General features: G+C 56.4%; 17 protein-coding genes and 1 tRNA gene. 14 read left to right on the top strand and 4 right to left on the bottom strand.

Annotated elements, in window-relative coordinates; genetic code table 11:
* Nucleotides 1-78: 78 nt before the first annotated feature.
* From M2305_RS12460 to recQ, 5 genes are all read left to right on the top strand, one after another.
* Nucleotides 79-1,884, top strand: a complete 1,806-nt coding sequence (locus tag M2305_RS12460; protein WP_264649507.1) for a sensor histidine kinase — start codon at nt 79-81, stop codon at nt 1,882-1,884.
* Nucleotides 1,885-1,968: 84 nt separating this feature from the next.
* Nucleotides 1,969-3,660, top strand: a complete 1,692-nt coding sequence (gene cydD, locus M2305_RS12455; RefSeq protein WP_264649506.1) for a thiol reductant ABC exporter subunit CydD — start codon at nt 1,969-1,971, stop codon at nt 3,658-3,660.
* Complete coding sequence (cydC, locus tag M2305_RS12450; RefSeq protein WP_264649505.1) at nt 3,657-5,330, top strand: thiol reductant ABC exporter subunit CydC; 1,674 nt, start codon at nt 3,657-3,659, stop codon at nt 5,328-5,330. The genes cydD and cydC overlap by 4 nt, the downstream gene beginning before the upstream one ends.
* Nucleotides 5,331-5,389: 59 nt before the next feature.
* Nucleotides 5,390-5,797 (top strand): OmpA family protein, encoded by a 408-nt coding sequence (locus tag M2305_RS12445; protein WP_046901524.1) that lies wholly within the window; start codon nt 5,390-5,392, stop codon nt 5,795-5,797.
* 13 nt (nt 5,798-5,810) lie between these two features.
* On the top strand, nt 5,811-7,661 hold the full coding sequence (recQ, locus tag M2305_RS12440; RefSeq protein WP_264649504.1) for a DNA helicase RecQ: 1,851 nt from the start codon (nt 5,811-5,813) through the stop codon (nt 7,659-7,661).
* Nucleotides 7,662-7,676: 15 nt separating this feature from the next.
* Here the strand turns inward: recQ and M2305_RS12435 are convergent, their stop codons facing one another.
* Nucleotides 7,677-8,144: a copper chaperone PCu(A)C gene (locus M2305_RS12435; protein WP_202207421.1), complete on the bottom strand. Its 468-nt coding sequence runs from the start codon at nt 8,142-8,144 to the stop codon at nt 7,677-7,679.
* A 107-nt stretch (nt 8,145-8,251) separates the two neighbouring features.
* On the opposite strand from M2305_RS12435, the gene nrdR reads away from it, so the two are divergent.
* Genes nrdR through thiL form a run of 3 tightly spaced genes read left to right on the top strand, consistent with a single transcriptional unit; the run spans nt 8,252 to nt 10,185 of the window.
* The gene (nrdR, locus tag M2305_RS12430) at nt 8,252-8,755 is read left to right on the top strand and encodes a transcriptional regulator NrdR (RefSeq protein ID WP_264649503.1); all 504 of its coding nucleotides are present in this window, start codon (nt 8,252-8,254) and stop codon (nt 8,753-8,755) included.
* Entirely contained in the window at nt 8,752-9,234 is a 483-nt protein-coding gene (gene nusB / locus M2305_RS12425; protein WP_046901521.1) for a transcription antitermination factor NusB, read from the top strand. Before nrdR ends, nusB begins: the two co-directional genes overlap by 4 nt.
* 3 nt (nt 9,235-9,237) lie before the next feature.
* Nucleotides 9,238-10,185, top strand: a complete 948-nt coding sequence (gene thiL / locus M2305_RS12420) for a thiamine-phosphate kinase (protein ID WP_264649502.1) — start codon at nt 9,238-9,240, stop codon at nt 10,183-10,185.
* 21 nt (nt 10,186-10,206) lie between these two features.
* On the opposite strand, the gene M2305_RS12415 is transcribed toward thiL, so the two are convergent.
* The gene (locus M2305_RS12415) at nt 10,207-11,376 is read right to left on the bottom strand and encodes a hypothetical protein (RefSeq protein ID WP_099212443.1); all 1,170 of its coding nucleotides are present in this window, start codon (nt 11,374-11,376) and stop codon (nt 10,207-10,209) included.
* Between the two features lie 150 nt (nt 11,377-11,526).
* Between M2305_RS12415 and M2305_RS12410 the strand changes: the two genes are divergently transcribed.
* Nucleotides 11,527-12,330 (top strand): SDR family NAD(P)-dependent oxidoreductase, encoded by an 804-nt coding sequence (locus M2305_RS12410; protein WP_264649501.1) that lies wholly within the window; start codon nt 11,527-11,529, stop codon nt 12,328-12,330.
* Nucleotides 12,331-12,423: 93 nt separating this feature from the next.
* Nucleotides 12,424-13,392, top strand: a complete 969-nt coding sequence (gene glk, locus M2305_RS12405; RefSeq protein WP_046901518.1) for a glucokinase — start codon at nt 12,424-12,426, stop codon at nt 13,390-13,392.
* A gap of 154 nt (nt 13,393-13,546) precedes the next feature.
* On the opposite strand, the gene M2305_RS12400 is transcribed toward glk, so the two are convergent.
* Nucleotides 13,547-13,620: transfer RNA gene (locus M2305_RS12400), tRNA-Cys, on the bottom strand.
* 153 nt (nt 13,621-13,773) lie between these two features.
* Here M2305_RS12400 and M2305_RS12395 point away from each other — a divergent pair.
* From M2305_RS12395 to M2305_RS12380, 4 genes are read left to right on the top strand one after another with little or no spacing between them, the layout of a single operon-like run.
* Nucleotides 13,774-15,231, top strand: coding sequence for a TolC family outer membrane protein (locus M2305_RS12395; protein WP_099212441.1), 1,458 nt, complete (start codon nt 13,774-13,776; stop codon nt 15,229-15,231).
* A 36-nt stretch (nt 15,232-15,267) separates the two neighbouring features.
* Nucleotides 15,268-15,738 carry a DUF2497 domain-containing protein gene (locus tag M2305_RS12390; RefSeq protein ID WP_211508426.1) on the top strand — a complete coding sequence of 157 codons (471 nt, stop codon included), beginning with the start codon at nt 15,268-15,270 and terminating at the stop codon, nt 15,736-15,738.
* A gap of 45 nt (nt 15,739-15,783) precedes the next feature.
* Nucleotides 15,784-18,450, top strand: a complete 2,667-nt coding sequence (locus M2305_RS12385; protein WP_264649500.1) for a valine--tRNA ligase — start codon at nt 15,784-15,786, stop codon at nt 18,448-18,450.
* A complete protein-coding gene (locus M2305_RS12380) occupies nt 18,407-19,321 on the top strand; it encodes a hypothetical protein (protein WP_264649499.1) in 915 nt (304 codons plus the stop codon). Before M2305_RS12385 ends, M2305_RS12380 begins: the two co-directional genes overlap by 44 nt.
* Here the strand turns inward: M2305_RS12380 and ilvD are convergent.
* Nucleotides 19,299-21,155 carry a dihydroxy-acid dehydratase gene (ilvD, locus tag M2305_RS12375; RefSeq protein WP_211496881.1) on the bottom strand — a complete coding sequence of 619 codons (1,857 nt, stop codon included), beginning with the start codon at nt 21,153-21,155 and terminating at the stop codon, nt 19,299-19,301. The two genes, M2305_RS12380 and ilvD, sit on opposite strands and share 23 nt — an antisense overlap.
* Nucleotides 21,156-21,164 lie beyond the last annotated feature (9 nt).

Here is a 21,164-nt window from a genome sequence, read left to right as displayed (position 1 = left end):
CTGGCCTGAGATCCTGGGCAGCAGGTCATAAAGGGTCTCGTCATTCCTTATCGCAGAATGGTTTTTCGCAGCGTTCGCATGTTCGATACGGTTGGGGCTCGCGTCATGGCCCTGATCGTCGCGACAACGCTTCCCCTTGCGACAATCGCGGGTCTTCTGGCGTGGCATAGCTACCAGGAAAACGTTGGCAACGCTCTGGCCAGAACCGAGCGCGACGCTCAGGCAGCGCTTTCCGAATTATCAAGCGATCTGGACCAGACCCACAGCGTGCTGGACATGCTGGCTGACAGGGACATCACCGCGGAAACGGCTCTCCGTGAATTCGGCCTCGTCCAGACGATTTCCCAGCATCATTATTGCTCGCTAATGCTGACTGACGCGCAGGGGCATCCGTCAGTTGTGCTTCCTCCACCGTCATCTCAAGACCCGGCGATCTGTCCGTCCGGCCAGCTCCTTACGACGCTGAACCAGAATGGCGCGCGCCCTAATATCGGTGTCGATGTCATCAAGGGGGGTCGTGGCCCTCTCATAAGATTCGTCGTTCCCTTAATGAATCAGGGTACGATCGCAGGCTATATCATCGCAGTAAGGACACTAGGCTGGCAGCGCAGCCATCTCCCTGCTGGTGATGGAAGACTGCTCCTCGGTGTCAACGACAATGCGAGAAACCTCCTCATGATGGGGGACGGGTCGATTTTTTCGCTTTTTCCAGATCGACCCAATATTCCAGAACTTCCCACGGCTGTTCACGATCGCCTGAAAAGAGATATTGCGAATCATGCTTTGCATGACTCGTTCACGTTTCATGGCACAACTTACGTTCTACAAAACGCCTATGGCCCGGTCAGCCTTCTTGTTGCTACCGAGCGAACACGCGAAGAAAGCCGGGCGCTTAATATTTTTCTGATCCGCGTGGGTCTGATTGCGACGCTTCTAGTCTTGGAGCTGTTGATCGTCGCGTGGGCTGCACGGACTTTCCTTGTAGAACCCTTGGAAAGACTTGCCCTGGCCGTAGCGGACTGGCGGCGAGGGGCACCATTCGACCCGCGTATCAATCGTTCTATCCCTCTGGAAATCCGTCATCTTGAGCGTGCCTTTCTGAGAGCAACGCGCCGGCTTACGCGACATGAACGCGCCCTTGAGAAGTCCGCCCACCATCAGGACATGCTCATCCGGGAAATTCATCATCGGGTTAAAAACAATCTTCAGGTCATTGCATCTCTCCTGAATCTTCAAGCCAGTCGCATCCGGTCCCATGAGGCCCGCGAAGAATTCAGATTGGTGCGGGACAGGGTCCGCGCGCTCGCCACGCTGCATCGTTATCTGTATTCCGAAAACGGCCTTTCCGCGCTGGATGTTCAAAGCTTTCTGGAAGAGCTGTGCTCCATTCTCTTTTCCGCCCACAGCATGAATACGCAGACACGCATTCGGCTGGAGCTGGACATCGAACATGTCCTGATTTCACCCGATCAAGCAGTCCCTGTTGCTCTGATCGTGACTGAAGTTGTCAGCAATGCTCTCCGTTACGCTTTTCCAGAAAATCGCTCGGGCGTCGTTCGGATTTCGCTTCATCGCGTCAAAAATCCACCTGCCGAGAAATCCGGGTTGGTAGAATTTGAACTCGGAGATGACGGGATCGGGCTCGAAGCGTCCCGCGCGACCGAATCACGGAACAGACGAGAAGGGATTGGCATTCAGTTGATCCGGGGATTTGCCCGCCAGATCAATGCGGATCTTCTCATCTCAAATGAGGACGGCACATGGTACAACATGAAGTTCGTACCTGCAGATCCGTCGCCAACAGCTGTCGCGATTGCCCATAAAGCAATCCACAGCGAAGAGTCGCCATCGTCCGCAGGCTCCGACAGCCCGTCCGACTCCTGAAATAACCACTTAAAATCTAAATAAGCAGCAAGAAATGCGTCAAAGACTGTCTTGTGGCGACTTTGCGACCTATATGCAGGGATCATGAAGGCCGACAAGACAATCGCAAAAGCGTGGATAAAAGCTCAGGGGCGTGCCAGCCGTTCCCTGACCTCCGTTATAGTGATCCTCGGACTGCTCTCGACTCTCCTGGGTCTTCTGCAGGCATGGGCTCTGGCCCGGACACTTGCCGCCATTCTGACCGGACTTCCGGGCAACGCCCCCCCGGCTATTGGAATGTTCATTGCCGTGAGCGTGATCCGCGTAGGCCTGACGGCAGTGCAGGACATCAGAGCATCGTCCGCAAGTCTTTCGGCCCGCCGCCGACTTCGTTCTGAAATCATGGCCCGTATTATTGGCGAAGGTCCTGCGCTTCTGCGTCGGCAACACAGCTCGGCAATCGCCTCCACCCTTGTGGATCGCGTGGAAGCGCTGGATGGGTATTTCGCACGCTGGCTCCCGGCATCTGCGCTGTGGCTCGTCTCACAATGGATCGTTGTCGCGGCAGTCTTCTGGCAGAACCACCGTGCAGGCATCATCCTCGCAATCTGCTGCGCGTCCCTTCCGGTCTTCCAGGCATTCTTCGGGATCGCCACTGCTGTTGCGTCCCGCCGTCAGTTTTTGGCGATGACACGTCTGCAGACGCGCTTTCTGGACCGCGTTAGGGGAATTGCCACGATTGTCCTGTCTGGCAGCACGGAACGTGAAGCCCTGGCGCTGGCAGCGAGTGCTGATGATCTGCGCCTACGGACCATGAAGGTCCTGCGTATTGCCTTCATTGCATCCGCTACGACAGATATCGCCATGGTCGTAGCGCTGGTGTTGATCGTCATCACCCAGAGCCATAATCTTAGTAGCGCGACGCCTGAAATTGCCCTGACACGCGCCCTTTACGCCATTCTTCTCGTGCCAGAAGCATTCGCGTCTTTCCGTGCCTTGTCTGCGGCTTATCAGGATCGCGCCCATGCGACGGCAGCCGCCGAGGCTATGCACGAGTTGGCGGACCTTCCTGAAGAACCGTCATCGACGCCCGCACTTGCTGCTGTACAGAATGGCCGTGGCCTCACCGTGACTGCTGAAAACCTGTCGTTTTCCTGGAACGAAGAGCGTGGTCCCGTGATCGAAAACGTGAGCTTCACGCTTCCGGCTGGCGAGACATTGATTTTGGAAGGGCCATCGGGTGCGGGCAAGTCCACACTTCTCGAACTTCTTCTGGGTTTTGTAGACCCGACACAGGGCCGCATCCTTCTGGACGGCACAAACATGGCTACCCTGACGCCACGACAGATTTCATCCCGCATTAGCTGGATCGGGCAGAAACCGGTCCTTTTTGCAGGAACAATTCGCGAGAACATTCTTTTCGCTAAACCCGAGGCTTCCGAACAGGAGTTGCAGTCAGCCATTTCTCACGCGGCAATGGATAGCTATATCCCGCATCTTCCCGAAGGCTTGGAAACGCGGATCGGAGAAGGCGGGTTTGGTCTTTCAGGCGGACAGGCCCAGCGTATTGCGATTGCCAGAGCCTTCCTCAAGAACGCGCCACTTCTGCTTCTGGACGAACCCACATCACATCTGGACCCGGCGACAGAGGCAGACATCCTGACCAGCCTTCATCGTCTGGCTGAGGGGCGAACGGTCGTCCTCTGCACTCATTCTGCGCAAGCCCAGAAGTTCCATGGTCGCCACCTTGTTCTCAGCAAAGGTCGCGTTATCTCCTATACGGAGCAAGCAGCATGAGCGCTTCTCTTCAATCGCAGCGCCCTGAGAACAGCACGGCTCTCTCGCGTATTATCCGCGTCTGGAAGCCACATTACGGCCGCCTGATCACAGGCATCGTCATTGCAGAACTGGCTGTATGTTCCAGTCTGGCTCTCATGGGGCAGGCCGGTAGTCGCGTTGCGGCGGCTGCCGTAGGGGTTGCTGCTGGGTCGATGCTGTTACAGGCAGCCGGTGCCTCCCAGATCGTCCTGCGATATCTGGAACGCCTCTATACGCATGATGCGATGTTCCGCGCTCTGTCAGACCTGCGCGTATGGTTCTATCGCCGTCTTGCAAAAGGCGCAGCAGCAGGTCTTGGCTTCCAACGCTCTGGAGATCTCCTGTCTCGTCTGGTCTCGGACGTCCAGACGCTCGACAATCTCTACCTGCGCATCCTGGTCCCGATGGCGTCCGCTGTTCTGACGCTGCCAGTTGCCGCGTTTGTCTGGCTTAAAGCTGGAACAGTCCCCGGCTTGCTCACAACAGTACTATTCGCGGTCCTTGCTTTCGCCATGCCTTGGGTGGCAACCCGGGTGTCACGGCGTTTCGGCCCGGACATTCTTCACGCTGAGGCCGATTTGCGCGTAGCAGCTCTTGATCTGACGTCAGGTCTCCGTGAGGCTCGCGCTTTTGGCGCCGAAGACGTCCTTGGAAACGCGGTGACTGAACGTCAGGAAGCCCTGTTCTCTGCCCAACGCAGACAGGCCATCCGCATGGCGCTGACAAATCTTGTGGCAGGCCTAGTCGCTAAGGCAGGTATCGCTATCATTCTCTGCGCAGTCGCAGGTCTGATTTTCCAGCAGGCCGCACCAGTTGCTGGCATCGCAGCACTTTTTGTCGCCATTACCGCTCTGGAAGGCGTGACGGGCCTCTCTCGTGCGGGCCTTCTATACGGCCAGGTTTCGTACGCTGCTGAACGCATCATGGAAGTGGCCGAGAAGACCCCGACTGTCGCCGAGGGAACAACGCCGCTTCCATCTGGACGAGACATCAAAGTCGATAGGGTAACCTTTCGATGGACCCCGAATCGGGAACCAGTTTTTCGTGATCTCACCCTCTCTCTTCGGCAGGGCGAGCGCGCAGCGCTGATTGGCCCGTCAGGTGCTGGAAAATCCAGTCTTGCAGCGCTGATTCTGAAAGTTGTTGCGCCTGAAGACGGAGAAATTCGTCTGGGTGGCGAAAATATTGCCAATCTGAACAACGACGCATTGCGCTCTCAGGTCGCGTGGCTCTCGCAGTCCAGCCATCTTTTTGATGATACGATCCGCAATAACCTTCTTCTTGGTCGCACCGACATTCCAGAAGCCGCTCTCTGGAATGCTCTCGATCAGGCGAAAGCCGCGGATCTGGTACACAGCCTTCCTGAAGGTCTGGATACATGGATTGGTGAAAGCGGATCGAAACTCTCCGGCGGGCAGGGACGGCGCATAGCACTCGCCCGTGTCCTGCTGTCAGACGCCCCGATACTGATCCTCGATGAACCAGCAACAGGCCTCGATGCAGATACCGAGAAGGCGTTCCTGGAGACCCTGAACAACGTTGCGGAAGGCCGCAGCGTTCTGCTGATCGCTCATCGCCTGACAGGCGTGGAAAGGCTGGATCGCATCTGGCGCCTTGAGAACGGACAGGTAGTTTCAAGCGCAGGTTGACCAGACTCTGCCGACAAGGCACCTAGGAGCCTCAATTCTTTCTCTCAGGACGTAACGCCATGGTTCGTATCCTTTCTTCCATCCGTATTGCGGCTCCGGCTTTCGTCCTGACCGCCGCTCTGGCCGGTTGTGCCGACCAGCCGACGCGCGACAGCTACGTTGTTTTTTTCGACCGTGATTCCGTCTCACTGAGCCCGGTTGCTCAGGCAGTTGTCACAAAAGCGGCTACGGCAGCACGCAATGAGCACGCTCAGAGCATCCGCGTTTCCGGTTCTGCTGGCATGAACGGTGATCCGGCCGTTCTTAAGGAACTTGCAGACAGCCGCGCGCAGGCCGTTGCAACACAGCTTGCCAATGACGGCGTGAATGGTGCGAAAATCGAGATCAAGCCAGAGCCAGAGACAACCATCGACGCCTCTCACGTTGCGCTGCGTCGCGTCTCCATCACGATTACACCGGGTCTTTGAGCCGGAGCCCGGAGTGACGGAGGGACAAAACCACCCTGCGGCCAGACCGGGCCAATCTCCCGAACAGGTCCTTGCAGACGTGTTCGGTTTTCCAGGATTTCGCGGCCTTCAGGGAGAGGCCGTTGAAACTGTCATGCGGGGCGAAGACGTTCTCGTCCTGATGCCCACAGGTGGAGGAAAAAGCCTCTGCTATCAGGTTCCCGCATTATGCCGGGACGGCATGGGTCTCGTTATTTCTCCCCTGATTGCCCTGATGGACGATCAGGTAGCCGGCCTGAGGCAGCTCGGTATCCGTGCCGCAGCCCTTCATTCCGAGTTGGACGCTGAAGAGCGCGACATCCTGCATCAGGATCTTCGCAATAATCAGATCGACATCCTGTACATTTCGCCGGAACGGCTTTTACAGCCCGCGACCAGCAACTTTCTCTCCAAGCGCCGTATTTCCCTGATCGCAATTGACGAGGCTCACTGCGTTTCTGCATGGGGACACGAATTCCGACCGGAATATCGAGCCCTTGCGTCGCTTCCTGAACTCTTCCCGAACGTCCCCCGTATTGCCCTGACGGCAACGGCTGACCCACGCACACGCGACGATATCCTGAATGTTCTCGGGATGCCCGATGCGCGCGTCCTGATGGCGAGCTTTCACAGGCCTAATCTTTTCATGGAAGCCCGCCCAAAGGGAGGCGAAAGCAAGCAGCTGACCGAGGCACTGGAAAGCCATCGGAGCGGTGCTGCCATCGTCTACTGTGGAAGCCGTAACAAGACCGAACGTATAGCGACAATGCTGCGGGGCAAAGGCCTGACTGCGCTTCCGTTTCACGCAGGTCTCTCTCCCATTGAAAAACGCGCAACGCTCATGCGGTTCCGCTCCGGCGAGGACATGGTCATTGTTGCCACAGTAGCGTTCGGAATGGGCATTGATCGCCCAGACGTCCGCTGTGTTGTGCATCTGGACATGCCATCCTCTCCGGAAGCCTATTACCAGCAGATTGGACGGGCAGGGCGTGATGGTGAGAAGTCAGACACGCTCCTGCTTTATGGCGGTGAGGATATGGCTCGCGCGCGACACTGGCTGGAGCAGTCAAGCGCGCCTGACAACGAAAAGCGCGTCATGCAGTCCCGTCTGGAGAGCATGATTGCTCTCACGGAAACCACAGGCTGCCGCACACAAGCGCTTCTGGCGTGCTTTGGAGAAAATCTGTCCTCTCCCTGTGGCCATTGCGATAACTGCATCAATCCCGTGTCCACATTCGATGGCACCGAGGCCGCGCAGAAAGTTTTGTCAGCCATTTATCGCACAGGGCAACGCCTCGGCGCTGTTCAACTCACCAACGTCTTACGCGGCAAAACCAACGAAACCATCGAACGTCACGCCTATCAGCACCTTTCAGTATTCGGGATCGGAAAGGATCAGACCGAGAACTGGTGGCGTGCCGTGGTCAGACAGCTCATCGCGCGCGGTGCAATCCGGACGCACGGCGAACATGGGAGCCTTGCGCTTCAGAGCGAGATTGCGCGGCCAATCCTTCGTGGGGAAGAAAGGGTCTCTTTACGACTGGACGCCAAGCAGAGCCTTATTGCGCGGTCTCCGACCACCAATCCGGAAAACGACAATCTTTCCGCAGAAGAAAAATCTGTTTTCGATGCCCTGCGGCAATGGCGCCTTTCAGAAGCACGGGAGCAGGAAATTCCCCCCTACGTCATTTTCCACGATTCGGTTCTTCGGGACATCGCAAGAGAACACCCCGTCAGCCATCAGGAACTCGGCAGTATCAAAGGGGTGGGTGCATCCAAGCTCGACCGGTACGGCGAATCGGTTTTGGCCGTTATCAAAGAGATCTCAGCCACCATCATGGCCTGAGATCTCCAAATCAGTTTATTTGGCCGCTTCGACCGTAAAACCGATCGTTATGCTGTCACCATCGAGAAACTCGAAGGTAAACGGTACTTTCTGTCCGATCTGAAGGCCCTGCTGCACACCACCGCACAGCAGATGATAACCGGAAACCGGAAATATCATGTCTGAGTTATGGGGCAGGGCCAGATGCGAAAACAGATCGTTCGTGGCCTGCGTCTGCTCCTGGTTCGTGTGATGCGCCGTGATGGTGGAGCAAGCCGGTGACGTGATGCCTTTCAACAGATGATCACTGTCATCGTCATTGCGAATCGTAAAATACGCATTGGCCCGTGTGTCATCATGCTTTGAAGGGGCGAGTGTTCCATCCAGAACGACAATTTTTTGGCGATTATGCTGTGCAACTGGCAGAGCGCCAGTTTCCTGCGCGAAAGCAGGAACAGCAGAGAGCGATAACAAGACAGCAAAAGCCGCAGATACCCGTTTCAACGATAGTCTCCCGGTAACGGACAGGCCCATTTGGGCCAGAACGGATGATCCGGTAAACTGCTCCTATTTTCTTGGCCCCGACAAGGCCCGAACGATCAGGACTGTTCATGCGTTGCCCTTTCTGCGGACACGACGACACTCAGGTAAAGGACAGCCGGTCCAGTGAAGACGGGACCGCGATCCGACGTCGGCGCGTCTGCTCGGTCTGTACACAGCGCTTCACAACCGTAGAGCGCGTCCAGCTTCGTGAGTTGAACGTTATCAAGGCAGATGGCCGGCGTGTCCCCTTCGATCGGGACAAGCTCAGCCGTTCGGTCCGCGTCGCTTTGCGCAAACGCCCCGTTGAAGAAGAGCGGCAGGAACGCCTGGTCAATGGGCTTGTCCGGCAGCTTGAAGCGTCCGGAGAGCAGGATATTTCTTCACATCGTATCGGCGAACTTGCGATGGACGCATTGCGCGAGGTGGACGGTGTGGCTTATGTCCGCTTCGCCAGCGTTTATCGCGACTTCCGCGAGGTCGAGGCTTTCTCGAAGATCCTCGCCGACATGAACCCCATAACCGGGGACGCAGACGCGTCCTCCGGAAAAAACGACTCCCAGGAGACACCATGACCGCATCAGACGCGCCCAACAGCCGACCAACGCGCCGCAGCCGGACAATTGCCCGTGTTGCAGCCGTTCAGGCTCTGTTCCAGTGCGAACAGTCCGGCGACAATGCGGAGACCGTTCTCGGCCAGTTTCTCCGTCACCGCCGCGTCAGCCCGACAGCATCCTTCGAAGACGGCCACATTCCTGATGCCGACCTGACTCTGATGCAGGAAATTGTTCGTGGCGTAACGCTCGATCAGGACAAGATCGACCACACGTTAAGCGATCTGCTGCCCGAGCAGTGGCCAATGACGCGCCTCGATCCCGTTCTTCGCGGACTGCTCCGGGCTGCAACGTTCGAAATCGCTGATACCGATACGCCCGACCGCATCGTCATCAATGAATATATGGACGTTGCACACGGCTTTTTCTTCGGGGACGAGCCAAAGATGGTGAATGGCATTCTTGATGCCGTCAGCCGACGCAACGAAAGCAACACCTGAAGCATGTCGGGCGAATTCAGTTTCATCGCCCGACATTTCCGGCAGCTCGCTGGCCCGGAAAGTCTCGACCTTCGAGACGACTGCGCGCTGATCTCTTGTCCTTCGGGGCAGGAGATGGCGATCTCTACCGACACGATGGTCGAAAACGTCCATTTTCTGACGGATGATCCCTCTGAAACAGTGGGGCGCAAGCTTCTCCGCTGCAATCTCTCAGATCTCGCCGCTATGGGCGCAGAGCCCTATACCTACACCCTGAACGTCACCATCCCACACGCATCTCGCTACGATGACGTGTGGTTCCGTGCGTTTGCTGCGGGCCTGGCGGAGGATCAGAAGCTCTATGGCGTAACGCTGCTCGGGGGAGACACAACCTCGACGGCGGGTCCACTTGTTCTGTCAGCAACAGTTTTTGGACGGCTGAAAAAAGGCACTGCTCTTCGCCGGAGCGGAGCCAAAGCTGGTGACAGCCTGTGGGTTACCGGAACAATCGGTGATGCCGCGCTTGGCCTGTTAGCCCTTCAAGGGAAAATTTCCGATCCAACAGGTTTCCTGTCAGAACGATACCGTTTGCCCCGTCCACGAACGGGTTTGAACCTGAACGGGCTTGTGCATGCGGCGATGGATATTTCCGATGGCCTGATACAGGACTGCGGTCATATCGCGGCAGAGTCGGGGGTGGCCATAGATATTCTGGCAGACACTGTTCCGGCGTCCTCGGCTGCCAACGCACTCGGGTCACAATGGCTCGAACAACGTCTCACAGGCGGCGATGATTACGAGCTTCTTTTAACCTGTGCCCCTGAAAACGAGAGCATGTTGGTTCAGGCGTGCTCTCAAAGAAACGTGCCCGTCACTTGTATCGGGGCCATCCGCTCAGGAGCGGGAGTTCACGTTCTAAATGCTGAGGGACAGGTTATGGAAATACAAAAAAAAGGGTGGCAGCACTTCTAAAGCTGGCACCCCTTTCAGATCTCAATCCTGGACTGAGCGTTCGTACAGACGATAACGCTTGTAAGGGTGCGGAACTACAGCTTCCGCCAAGTTTTTCATTCTCGTATCAGATTCCTGAATCCACCCAAGCTCTACCCAGGAATAGGGTAGAGAGCGCCCGCGACGCAGCAGTTCCGAGATTGCCAAAGAGGGCAGGAGGGAGCCCAGCATCGTGCCCTGAAGCTTGCGCGTGACGCCCAACAGAATGACACGCGCAGAGTGGAAGCGATGCAGTCCCAGACGGGCAGCGAGCTTGATCCAACCGAGCGGTGTGGGATCACCACCGAGATCGCCTGCAATATCGTAAAGATTGGGAACAACCAGAGCCATGGCCACCGGCTCACCGTCCTGATCAATCTGAACATAGTGCTCGGGTCTCAGCAGCGGCTTGAGCTGATTGATCATCGCCTTCATTTCGTAGTCCTGCAAAGGCACGAAATTATACTTTCCACTCCAGGCATCGTTGTAGAGCGTCCGCAGCACTTCACCTTGCGCTGCAATCTGCTTCTTGGAAAGACGCGTCACGGAAATGGATCCGAGACGACCTTCCCCGATTTTCAGATCACCCGGAACGCGAAAATTGGCCCTGTTTTCTTCAGTCAGATCGAAACGGTAGCTCAGAAGATCTTCGCTTCGTTCGTAGCCAGCGCCTTCGACCAGCTGCCCCAGAAGTTTTGGGTGCCAGGGCATCGCAATCATAAGTGGCTGATCCTGCCCCTCGATCATGAGCCCGGATTCACCATTCCCGCTCAGCGTAACCGGACCACGCACGCGATCCATGCCCTGAAGGCGAAGCCAGTGACGGGCAGCACTCAGGAGGGCTGCAACAACAGACGCCTCCGGCACAGCGTCCAGTGCGCCAAAAGACCCTGTTTTCTCACCCCAGAATTCAATCGCACGATGATCAACAATCGCAGCAATACGCCCGACAGGGGTGTCACCACGCCAAGCCAGAAAATAGCGAATGCTGGCATGACGGAAAATGGCAGCTTTCTTGGGGTTCAGAAGGTCATTCTGTTCCATGTCCAGTGGTGGAACAAACCCGGGCATTCCAGCGTAAATACGGCGGGGCAGGGTAATAAAGAGCTTCAAATGTGCCCGCGTCGTAACCGGACGGACTACTAGATCATCTTGCGGAGCGGGCGATGTCATAGGGTCGGGCCTTGCACCTCTGGTTGAAAAATTTTTCAGAGCTAATGGAGTAATATGCCTTAACAGCACAGGGTCGCATTTTTTCGCACCGGAAGGCTATACCCTCCCATTACCAATCCGACCATGACTTTCAACGTGGATATCTTTCGCATGGCAACCTTTCCGCTTTCCAGACGCGGCCCTCAGTCACGAATTCTGATCACCGGAGCCTCCAGCGGCATCGGTGAGGCACTCGCACTTCACTATGCGCGGGCAGGAACACATCTTGTTCTATGGGGCCGCAACCAAGAGCGACTGGATAAGGTCGCAGCGCAGGCCCAACGCCACGGCGCCACGACAGAAACTCTCGCTCTTGATCTGTGTGACACAGACGCGGCCCTTGCTGCCTTACGAGAAGCCGACGACGTCAGCCCGATCGATATTCTTGTTCTCGGTGCAGGGCTGGGAGACATCCGCCCGGAAAATGAACTCACGGAACTCCCAGAGCAGGTGAAAACCATTTCACTCGTCAACTTCACGACGCCCGTGACCCTGGCCACAGAAATGGCGCGCCGCATGGCTCCACGAGGTGGCGGGAATATCGCCCTCATCGGTTCTGTTGCTGCATTCCATGATCTTCCCGTCGCGACGGCCTATAGCGGCTCAAAATCTGGCCTTGCCCGTTTCAGCACAGCGCTTCATGCCGCCATGACACCGCACAATGTTCATGTGACGCTTGTCTCTCCGGGATATGTCGACACGCCCATGAGCCAGCGATTGGAAGGGGCTCGGCCGCTCCTAGTGTCCTCAACCAAAGCAGCGCGCCTCATCGCACGCGCCATCGGCCAAGGACGGGCGCATCTTCTGTTTCCATGGCCTTTCGCTCTGGCCCGACTTCTGGAGATGCTGGTGCCGCGGCCAATCGTTCATCGCCTGCTGCGTTCCGCCGAAGTGCGACAACGTGCTGCAAATTAAGAAAAGCCGCCTCTCACTAACTTGACGGCATGCTGCCGGTAGGCGACTGCTTCCACATTCAACAGATGCCAGACAGGCCAGAGGATAGTTGTCATGAGGGAAATCGTTGCGGTCGATATCGGCGGCACCCATGCCCGTTTTGCAATCGCAAGCATCGAAAACGGAACCGTCGCTGAACTGGGTGAAGCCGTCACCCTGAAATGCGCGGAACACGCAAGCCTGGCTCTGGCCTGGGAAGCTTTTGGCAGAACATTGGACCGCCCTTTACCCAGGGAAGCCGGGATTGCCGTAGCTTGTCCGGTTACAGGTGAAATCCTGAAGATGACCAATAACCCCTGGGTCATCCATCCGACGCAGCTTGCCAGCCGTCTGCATCTCGACAACTTCGTTCTGGTCAACGATTTCGGTGCCGTGGCTCATGCGGTCGCCCAGGTTGATTCATCATATATGAGACATCTGTGCGGCCCGGACGTGGATCTTCCATCGCAGGGAACCATCACGATTGTCGGGCCTGGTACGGGTCTGGGGGCAGCCTGCCTGCTACGCCGTGGAGAAAAATACTTTGTCATGGAGACCGAGGGCGGCCACCTCGACTACCCACCACTCGACGAAGTTGAAGACAACATCCTCAAGGCGCTCCGCCAGCGTTTCCGGCGCGTTTCAGCAGAACGCATCGTGTCTGGCCCCGGCCTGACCAACCTTTACGAGGTCATTGCCGAACAGCAGGGCCTACCCATCACACTACGCGATAACAGAACGCTCTGGCAGAACGCCATGGAAGGCTCCGACACGATCGCAGCCGCAGCTCTGGAGCGTTTCTGTCTGAGCCTTGGTGCCGTTTCTGGTGATCTGGCACTGGCACACGGCGCCCATGCCGTTGTGATTGCCGGCGGCCTTGGACTGCGCCTGGCAAATATTCTCGGTGAATCCGGCTTTGCCGAACGCTTCGTCGCAAAAGGGCGCTTTGAGACCATGATGAGCGAAATGCCTGTCAAAATCATCACGCATCCCCAGCCTGGCCTCTTTGGGGCAGCCGCAGCCTATGCAGAGGCTCACTCCTAACAGACTGAGCAAGACGGCTGGCTAACGTGACGCGATACACACAGCCAGCCGATCAAAAAAAAGCAAATGCTTTATTTGAAACTGCAAAATCGAATTCCTGATTTTTAAAACATCAGGGAAAAACGGCTATTTTCTGCGGGGAGAGTAGTCTCTCTGGAGGTCCGGGCGGGAATCGAACCCACATTCGCGGATTTGCAGTCCGCTACATCACCATTCTGCCACCGGACCTCGGAGGAGACAGGGGCTATATCGTCTTTCAGGACATTTTGGTCAAGAGAGATATTTCAGCCTCGATGAGGATTTTTCTTCTGAGAGGGATCAGGCTATTAAGGGCTGATTCACGAAACGCTGCGATACAGTGTTCAGATGGCAGGATATCTCATGACTTCAGGATGCAACGGCACAAAGGCTCTATCTGGTCCCTTGGGACTGGGTCTTCTGAGCTTTCTCCTGAGCGGAACAGCCCTGGCTCAGAAGTATGACGGGAGCGGGTCCCCAACCTTCGTCCCACATACTTTGCAGGAAGCTCTTTCCACTGCCTATCTGACAAACCCCACACTCCGAGAGGAGCGTGCCCGCCTGCGTGCAACAGATGAGCAGGTTCCGACCGCAATGGCGGGCTGGCACCCGACCATCCAGACAACAATGAACCTGACCTACTACGACGGTCAGACCAACTATGCAGCTGGCAGCGGTAATCTGGGGACAAACCAGCGCTATCAGACGCCTGGATACAGCGGCGGTGTGAATATTACCCAGCCTTTGTATGAAGGCGGCAAAACTGTAGCCGGCATTCACGCAGCGACAAATCAGGTCATGGCTGAACGCGCCAAACTGATCTCGACAGAACAGACAGTCTTCACAAATGTCGTCAATGCCTATGTAGGCGTCGTTCAGGACGAGCAGCTTTTGCAGCTCGCCATCAATAACGAGCGCGTTCTCCAGCAGCAGGTTCAGGCCACGCAGGAACGCTTCCACGTCGGCGAAATTACGAGAACTGACGTCGCTCAGGCGCAGGCAGCTCTTGCAAGCGCAACAGCGCAGCGACAGCAGGCGGAAGGAACTCTTCAGGGAGCACAGGCAACCTATATGCAGGTCGTGGGGATTGCCGCGCCTCCAAACATTGAAGCGCCCCAGCCACTCAAGCTGCCCGTTCAAAGTGAGCGCGAAGTTGTGGCCCTTGCGGTTCAGAACAATCCGGACGTTGTGAATGCGCTCTTCACTGAAGCGCAGCAAAAAGACAATGTGTCTGTGCAGATCTCGGCGATTATGCCCAAGGTTTCCGCTGAGCTTGCCTTTCAGCACTCCATAAATCAGGGTTACAGCCGCTCTCTGACAGATAATAAATATGGAATGCTGGCCTTCCAGATTCCGATCTATCAGGGCGGTTCTGAATATTCTGCCATCCGCGGTGCACGCCAGCAGGCACAGGCCGCCCATCGTGAAGTGGATGTGCAGCGCCGTACGGCGCTTCAGAAAGGAGCGGCGAGCTGGCAACAGATGGTTGCTTTCAAGCAATCCATCAACAGTGACCGCGTGGCCATTTCCGCCAACGTAATTGCGTTAGATGGTGTGGAACGTCAGGCTCTGGTCGGGACCAGCACAACACTGGCCGTTCTCCAGCAGCAGCAGACGCTCCTGCAAGCCCAGCAGACACTGGTTCAGCACCTGTCTAACCTGGTCATCTCCTCGTATGCGGTCGCAGCGTCGATCGGAAGACTGACGGCATCTGACCTCAAGCTGGGGGTCCCGCTCTACGATGAAAAAGCCTACTACAATGCGGTCAAGAACAGACTGTGGGGCACTAGCGACTACGCGATCAATCAGCCTGGACGCTAATGCTTTTCCTGTAATGCTCAAGATGCCCCATACGTCATGACCTCTCCATCTCCGGAGCCGCAGCGTGGCTCCGCTGACGATACAATCGACACCGTCCTTAGCTCGATCCGCCGGATCCTGCATGACGACAAGACTTTGAACAAAACAGTGGAGAGCACACTCGTGACGTCAGCTATCGAAAATGACGAACTGACCCTTGAACCATCCATGATGGTGTCGCCTGCAAAGACAGAGCACGGCAACTCCGCGCCGCAGGATGATCTCATGGGCGCACAAACCATTGCTGCTGCAGAGCACTCGCTCAATGACCTGCAGACCGCATTCAGCAGTAACGGAAAATCAATCCCGTCCGATACCGTCGTGAGCGGAAGCAGCGGCATGACGATTGAAGACATGGTTCGCACTGAAGTGCGCTCCATGGTACGGACGTGGCTCGATGCTCACCTGCCTTCGCTTGTAGAAATTCTGGTGCGCGCCGAGATTGCGCGCCTGCGCCCGAATAACTGATTGCCTTCTTTTACCAACATTTGCCGCTGAACTTTCTGGATTATCATGCTCGAAAAAAGTTTTGTTCCCGCTGATCATGAAACGTCTCTCTACGAAAGCTGGGAGAACAACGGGGCTTTCCGTGCCGACCCGAGTGCACCGGGAACGCCATTTTCGATCATGTTTCCCCCACCAAATGTCACGGGGACACTGCATCTCGGCCATGCCCTGACATTTACGCTGCAGGACATTCTGATCCGCTGGAAGCGTCAGGAGGGCTGCAATGTCCTGTGGCAGCCAGGAACTGACCATGCTGGCATCGCCACGCAGATGGTTGTCGAACGCTCGCTCGATAAAGAAGGCGTCAGCAGAACCGCTTTAGGTCGCGAAGGCTTTCTTGAGCGGGTGTGGGAGTGGAAAGAGCAGTCCGGCGGTGAGATCGTCCAGCAGCTTCGCAAACTTGGTGCTTCGGCAGACTGGGATCGCGAACGCTTCACCATGGACGAGGGGCTTTCACGCGCCGTCCGCAAGGTCTTTGTACAGTTACACCAGGAAGGGATCATTTATCGTGATCGCCGCCTGGTAAACTGGGATCCGAACTTCCGTTCCGCGATTTCCGACCTTGAGGTTGAGAACCGTGAAACCAAGGGATCCATGTGGTACATCCGTTATCCGCTCGAGGACGGACGGACGATAACGGTTGCAACCACGCGCCCTGAAACGATGCTGGCAGACGTTGCGGTTGCCGTTCATCCTGAAGATGAACGCTACGCCGACATGGTGGGCAAGTTCGTTACGCTCCCGCTAACGGGTCGCCGTATTCCTGTTGTGGCAGACCTCTATTCCGACCCTGAGAAGGGAACCGGCGCCGTAAAAATCACGCCTGCTCACGACTTCAATGACTTTGAAGTGGGCAAAAGACACAATCTGTCTGCGCCCACGATGCTGGATGAGACAGCCCATATCTGGCTCGACGAAATCCGTGCCGAACTGGCTGATGTTGGCGGCCTGTCGTCAGTAGCGTTTGTGGAATCGCTTGCAGGCCTAAGCCGGGAAGAAGGACGCAAGCGCATTGTCGCCGAACTCGAACGTCTTGAGTGGCTTGAAAAAATCGAACCACATAAGCTTCAGGTCCCTTATGCCGAGCGCGGTGGCGCGGTTGTCGAACCGCGCCTGACCCTGCAGTGGTATTGCGATGCAAAAAAGCTTTCAGGCCCAGCAGTAGAGGCCGTGGAAAGTGGTAAAATCGTTTTCGAGCCCAGACAGTGGCAGAACACGTTCTTCGCCTGGATGCGAGACATTCAGCCATGGTGCATCAGCCGCCAGCTCTGGTGGGGGCATCGTATTCCGGCCTGGTATGGCCCGGATGGCAGTGTTTATGTCGCTAATACAGAAGCTGAGGCCCAGGCCCAGGCCGGTGATGGCGTTCCACTGACGCAGGACGAAGATGTTCTCGACACGTGGTTCAGTTCCGGCCTCTGGCCCTTCACAACTCTCGGCTGGCCGGACAAAACGCCCGAACTTGCTCACTATTACCCGACGAGCGTCCTCGTCACGGGCTTTGATATTATCTTCTTCTGGGTTGCCCGGATGATGATGATGGGCCTGCATTTCATGGACGACGTGCCCTTCCGAACGGTTCTGATCCACGGCCTTGTCAGGGACGAAAAAGGGCAAAAAATGTCCAAGTCCAAGGGGAATGGGCTGGACCCTCTGGATCTGATTGCAGAGTTTGGTGCTGATGCAACGCGTCTGGCAATCTGTGCGGGCACAGGCCCAGGCCGCGACATCAAGCTCGGTCGCAAGCGCGTTGAAGAGCATCGTGCATTCGTCACGAAACTCTGGAACGCGTCCCGTTTCCTTGAAATGAATGGCGCACGGCCCGTAGAGGGCTTCGATCCGGCGAGCGTCCAAAGCAGTCTGGGTCGCTGGATCCTCTCAGAAGCCAACACTGCCATTGCGGATGCACAGCAGGCACTCTCGAACTATCGGTTCGATGAGTACGCTAACTGCTGCTATCGTTTCGTGTGGAGCTGCTTCTGTGACTGGTTCGTAGAGTTTTCCAAACCTGTTTTCGCGGCGGAAAATGACGAGACCATCGAACTCCGCGCCGTCAGTGCCCATGTTTTAGGACTGATTCTGCGCCTCATGCAGCCTGTGACACCATTTGTAACAGCTACACTTTGGAAAGAACTGGGCTATTCCGGTGACTTCACAGCAATTAGCTGGCCGGAAAAAATGCCGGTACAGAACGCTGAAGAAGCCCGTGCAGAACTGGATTGGGTCGTACGTCTGATCAGCGAGCTTCGTACGCTTCGCTCTGAGATGAATATCCCCCCAGCACAGAAAGCACCGCTGATTTTCCGCGATGTTTCGCCTGAAAACCTCACTCGTGCAAAAACATGGGCTGAAGCCATTGGCCGCATGGCACGCGTCTCGGACGTTGATGTTTTCCAAGGCGAAATTCCCAAAAACGCCGCTCAGATCGTTCTTGATGAAGCGACGATCTTTATCCCGCTGGAGGGCCTGATTGATCTCGATGCAGAACGGGGACGTCTTGCAAAAGAGATCAGCAAGAACGACAGTGAGATCATCAAGGTCCGTCGCAAACTGGACAACGCTGATTTTGTTGCACGTGCAAAGCCGGAAGTGGTTGAAGAAAACCGTCAGCGCCTTGAAACTTTCGAGCATGATCTCGAACGCCTCAAGGCTGCACTTGCGCGGCTTGGCTAAGCCTCCCAAGCTTTTCCTGATTGCCCTGGCAATGATGCTTTCACAGACATCAGTTACCAGGGCCGCAGAACTTCCTGTTGGACCCAGCTCCCAGAAAGCCATTCTGTATGGTCGGTCGCTGGATATTGACGCGTTCCGACCTTCTGGCTGTCGTTTACGGGCTATCCTGTTCGTATTGGCGGCAAAAGACCGTGATAACGAGGCATACCGTGATCAAAGTATCCCGCTCGCACGCGCTGTTTGCGGGGTGGTCTTTTCACCGTCGTTTCCTCTGAAGCAGTTTCCAACCTGGCAGTATCAGCGCGGCGGTTTTCCCGTGCGGCAGGACGAAATCCCGGCTGCGACACTGATCAAGCCCATGGAACAATGGGCATGGGAGGAAACCCAGCAGCCAGATCTTCCCATTATTCTGATTGGCCACTCAGCTGGCGCGCAGTTTCTGGACCGCGTGGCGGCATACGCTCCGGCAAATGAGGTCGAAATCATCCTCATGAACCCAGCAACATACGTGGAGCCGGAAACTGACAGTCCAGTCCCTTATGGATTTAATGGCTGGCCAGAGAATACCCAGCAGCAATCCATCAAGCGTTATTTGGCTGAACATCTCACCATCCTGCTTGGTTCGGACGATGTAGAGACTACTCTCGAGGCAGGCCGCATTGCCCAAGCCATGGGACAAGGCCGCAATCGCCTGGAGAGAGGGCAGTGGGCCTATGCCCAAGCCAGAGAAGAAGCCTACAGGCTTGATGTCCCTTTTAACTGGGACATCGATATCGTGCCCAACACGGGGCATGACGGGCCAAAAATGCTGGCCTCTCCCGAGTTGAGAGAGGCCGTAGAGCGCGTGATCAGCCGCGTGTCTTCACAATAATCTGAGACAGATCACGAACAGCACCGTTGGCAGCGCTTGTTGTCATCGCCGCATAAGCCTGCAGGGCGCGGGATACGACACGCGTACGGTTTGGCTTCCAGGCATTTTCGCCACGGCCATTCATGGCTTCACGGCGGCTCGAGATTTCCGCATCTGAAATATCAAGACGCATCGTCCGGTTTGGAATGTCGATCACGATGCGATCACCATCTTCTACCAAGCCGATCACACCGCCTTCAGCAGCCTCCGGCGAGACATGCCCAATGGAGAGGCCTGAACTACCACCCGAGAAACGGCCATCCGTCACCAGAGCGCAGACTTCAGCCAGCCCTTTGGATTTCAGATAACTGGTCGGATACAGCATTTCCTGCATCCCTGGACCACCGCGCGGCCCCTCGTAGCGGATAACAACAACATCGCCAGCAACGATCTTGTTCCCAAGAACAGCCGCAACAGCATCGTCCTGACTTTCAAACACGCGAGCCGTACCCGTGAAGGTCAGAATGTCTTTGGCCACGCTGGCGGTTTTCACAATCGCGCCGTCTTCCGCGAGGTTGCCGTATAGAACGGCCAGCCCACCATCCTGCGAGAAGGCATGAGCACGGCTTCGCAGGACGCCATTCTCACGATCCGTATCCAGTTCATGGTACTGGCTGGACTGTGAAAAGGCATGAACGGTGCGCACTCCCCCAGGAGCGGCCTTGAACATTTTAACTGCTTCTTCGCCGCCATTCATGATGTCCCACTTCTGAAGGGCATCAGCCAATGTGGGAGCATGAACGGTTGGAAGAGATGTTTGCAGCAGACCTGCGCGATCGAGTTCGCCCAGAATGGCTGGAACACCACCTGCACGATGCACGTCTTCCATGTGAACGTCTGCTTTGGCAGGCGCGACTTTGCAAAGATGCGGCACCTTGCGGGACAGACGATCAATGTCTGCCATGTGGAAATCCACTTCACCTTCACGAGCAGCAGCCAGCAGATGCAATACGGTATTCGTTGATCCACCCATGGCAATATCCAGCGCCATGGCATTTTCAAACGCACTCCGGGTTGCGATGCTACGCGGCAGCACGGAGGCATCGTCCTGCTCATACCAGCGACGTGCCAGCTCAACTGAGAGACGACCCGCCCTCAGGAACAGATCGCGACGGTCAGCGTGGGTTGCCAGCAGAGACCCGTTACCAGGCAGCGCAAGGCCCAGCGCTTCCACAAGGCAGTTCATGGAATTGGCCGTAAACATGCCGGAGCATGAGCCACAGGTCGGGCAAGCTGAGCGCTCGATCTGTTCGGATTCACTGTCCGTCACGTTCGGGTTCGCCGCAGCAACCATCGAATCTACAAGGTCCAGCTTACGCTCAACACCTGGGCCATTGAGCTTGCCCGCTTCCATGGGGCCACCAGACACGAACACAACAGGAATGTTCAGTCGCAGGGAGGCCATCAGCATACCCGGCGTGATCTTGTCGCAGTTGCTGATGCAGACGATGGCATCCGCACAGTGTGCGTTCACCATATACTCAACGGAGTCAGCAATCAGCTCTCGTGAAGGCAGGGAATACAGCATTCCGCCGTGTCCCATGGCGATGCCATCATCCACAGCGATCGTGTTGAATTCTTTAGCAACGCCACCGGCTTCCTCAATGGCGGAAGCCACGAGAGAGCCCATATCTTTCAGATGCACATGCCCGGGAACAAACTGGGTGAACGAGTTGGCAATCGCGATAATAGGCTTTCCGAAGTCACCGTCCTTCATCCCCGTTGCGCGCCAGAGCGCACGCGCGCCAGCCATGTTGCGGCCATGGGTCGTAGTGCGGGAACGATAGGCAGGCATCAGAACAGA

Origin of the sequence: Gluconobacter cerinus (assembly GCF_025961355.1) — a bacterium.
GTDB classification, from domain to species: Bacteria; Pseudomonadota; Alphaproteobacteria; order Acetobacterales; family Acetobacteraceae; genus Gluconobacter; species Gluconobacter cerinus.
Note: the sequence above shows the minus strand (reverse complement) of the source record. Positions and strands in the feature narration are given on the sequence as shown.

Coding starts and splice junctions, on each gene's coding strand:
- M2305_RS12410 (WP_264649501.1), top strand. CDS start 11,527: ATGGCAACCTTTCCGCTTTCCAGACGCGGCCCTCAGTCACGAATTCTG.
- M2305_RS12445 (WP_046901524.1), top strand. CDS start 5,390: ATGGTTCGTATCCTTTCTTCCATCCGTATTGCGGCTCCGGCTTTCGTC.
- M2305_RS12395 (WP_099212441.1), top strand. CDS start 13,774: ATGACTTCAGGATGCAACGGCACAAAGGCTCTATCTGGTCCCTTGGGA.
- cydC (WP_264649505.1), top strand. CDS start 3,657: ATGAGCGCTTCTCTTCAATCGCAGCGCCCTGAGAACAGCACGGCTCTC.
- glk (WP_046901518.1), top strand. CDS start 12,424: ATGAGGGAAATCGTTGCGGTCGATATCGGCGGCACCCATGCCCGTTTT.
- M2305_RS12415 (WP_099212443.1), bottom strand. CDS start 11,376: ATGACATCGCCCGCTCCGCAAGATGATCTAGTAGTCCGTCCGGTTACG.
- cydD (WP_264649506.1), top strand. CDS start 1,969: ATGAAGGCCGACAAGACAATCGCAAAAGCGTGGATAAAAGCTCAGGGG.
- M2305_RS12380 (WP_264649499.1), top strand. CDS start 18,407: ATGATCTCGAACGCCTCAAGGCTGCACTTGCGCGGCTTGGCTAAGCCT.
- nusB (WP_046901521.1), top strand. CDS start 8,752: ATGACCGCATCAGACGCGCCCAACAGCCGACCAACGCGCCGCAGCCGG.
- ilvD (WP_211496881.1), bottom strand. CDS start 21,155: ATGCCTGCCTATCGTTCCCGCACTACGACCCATGGCCGCAACATGGCT.
- M2305_RS12460 (WP_264649507.1), top strand. CDS start 79: ATGTTCGATACGGTTGGGGCTCGCGTCATGGCCCTGATCGTCGCGACA.
- thiL (WP_264649502.1), top strand. CDS start 9,238: ATGTCGGGCGAATTCAGTTTCATCGCCCGACATTTCCGGCAGCTCGCT.
- M2305_RS12385 (WP_264649500.1), top strand. CDS start 15,784: ATGCTCGAAAAAAGTTTTGTTCCCGCTGATCATGAAACGTCTCTCTAC.
- nrdR (WP_264649503.1), top strand. CDS start 8,252: ATGCGTTGCCCTTTCTGCGGACACGACGACACTCAGGTAAAGGACAGC.
- M2305_RS12390 (WP_211508426.1), top strand. CDS start 15,268: ATGACCTCTCCATCTCCGGAGCCGCAGCGTGGCTCCGCTGACGATACA.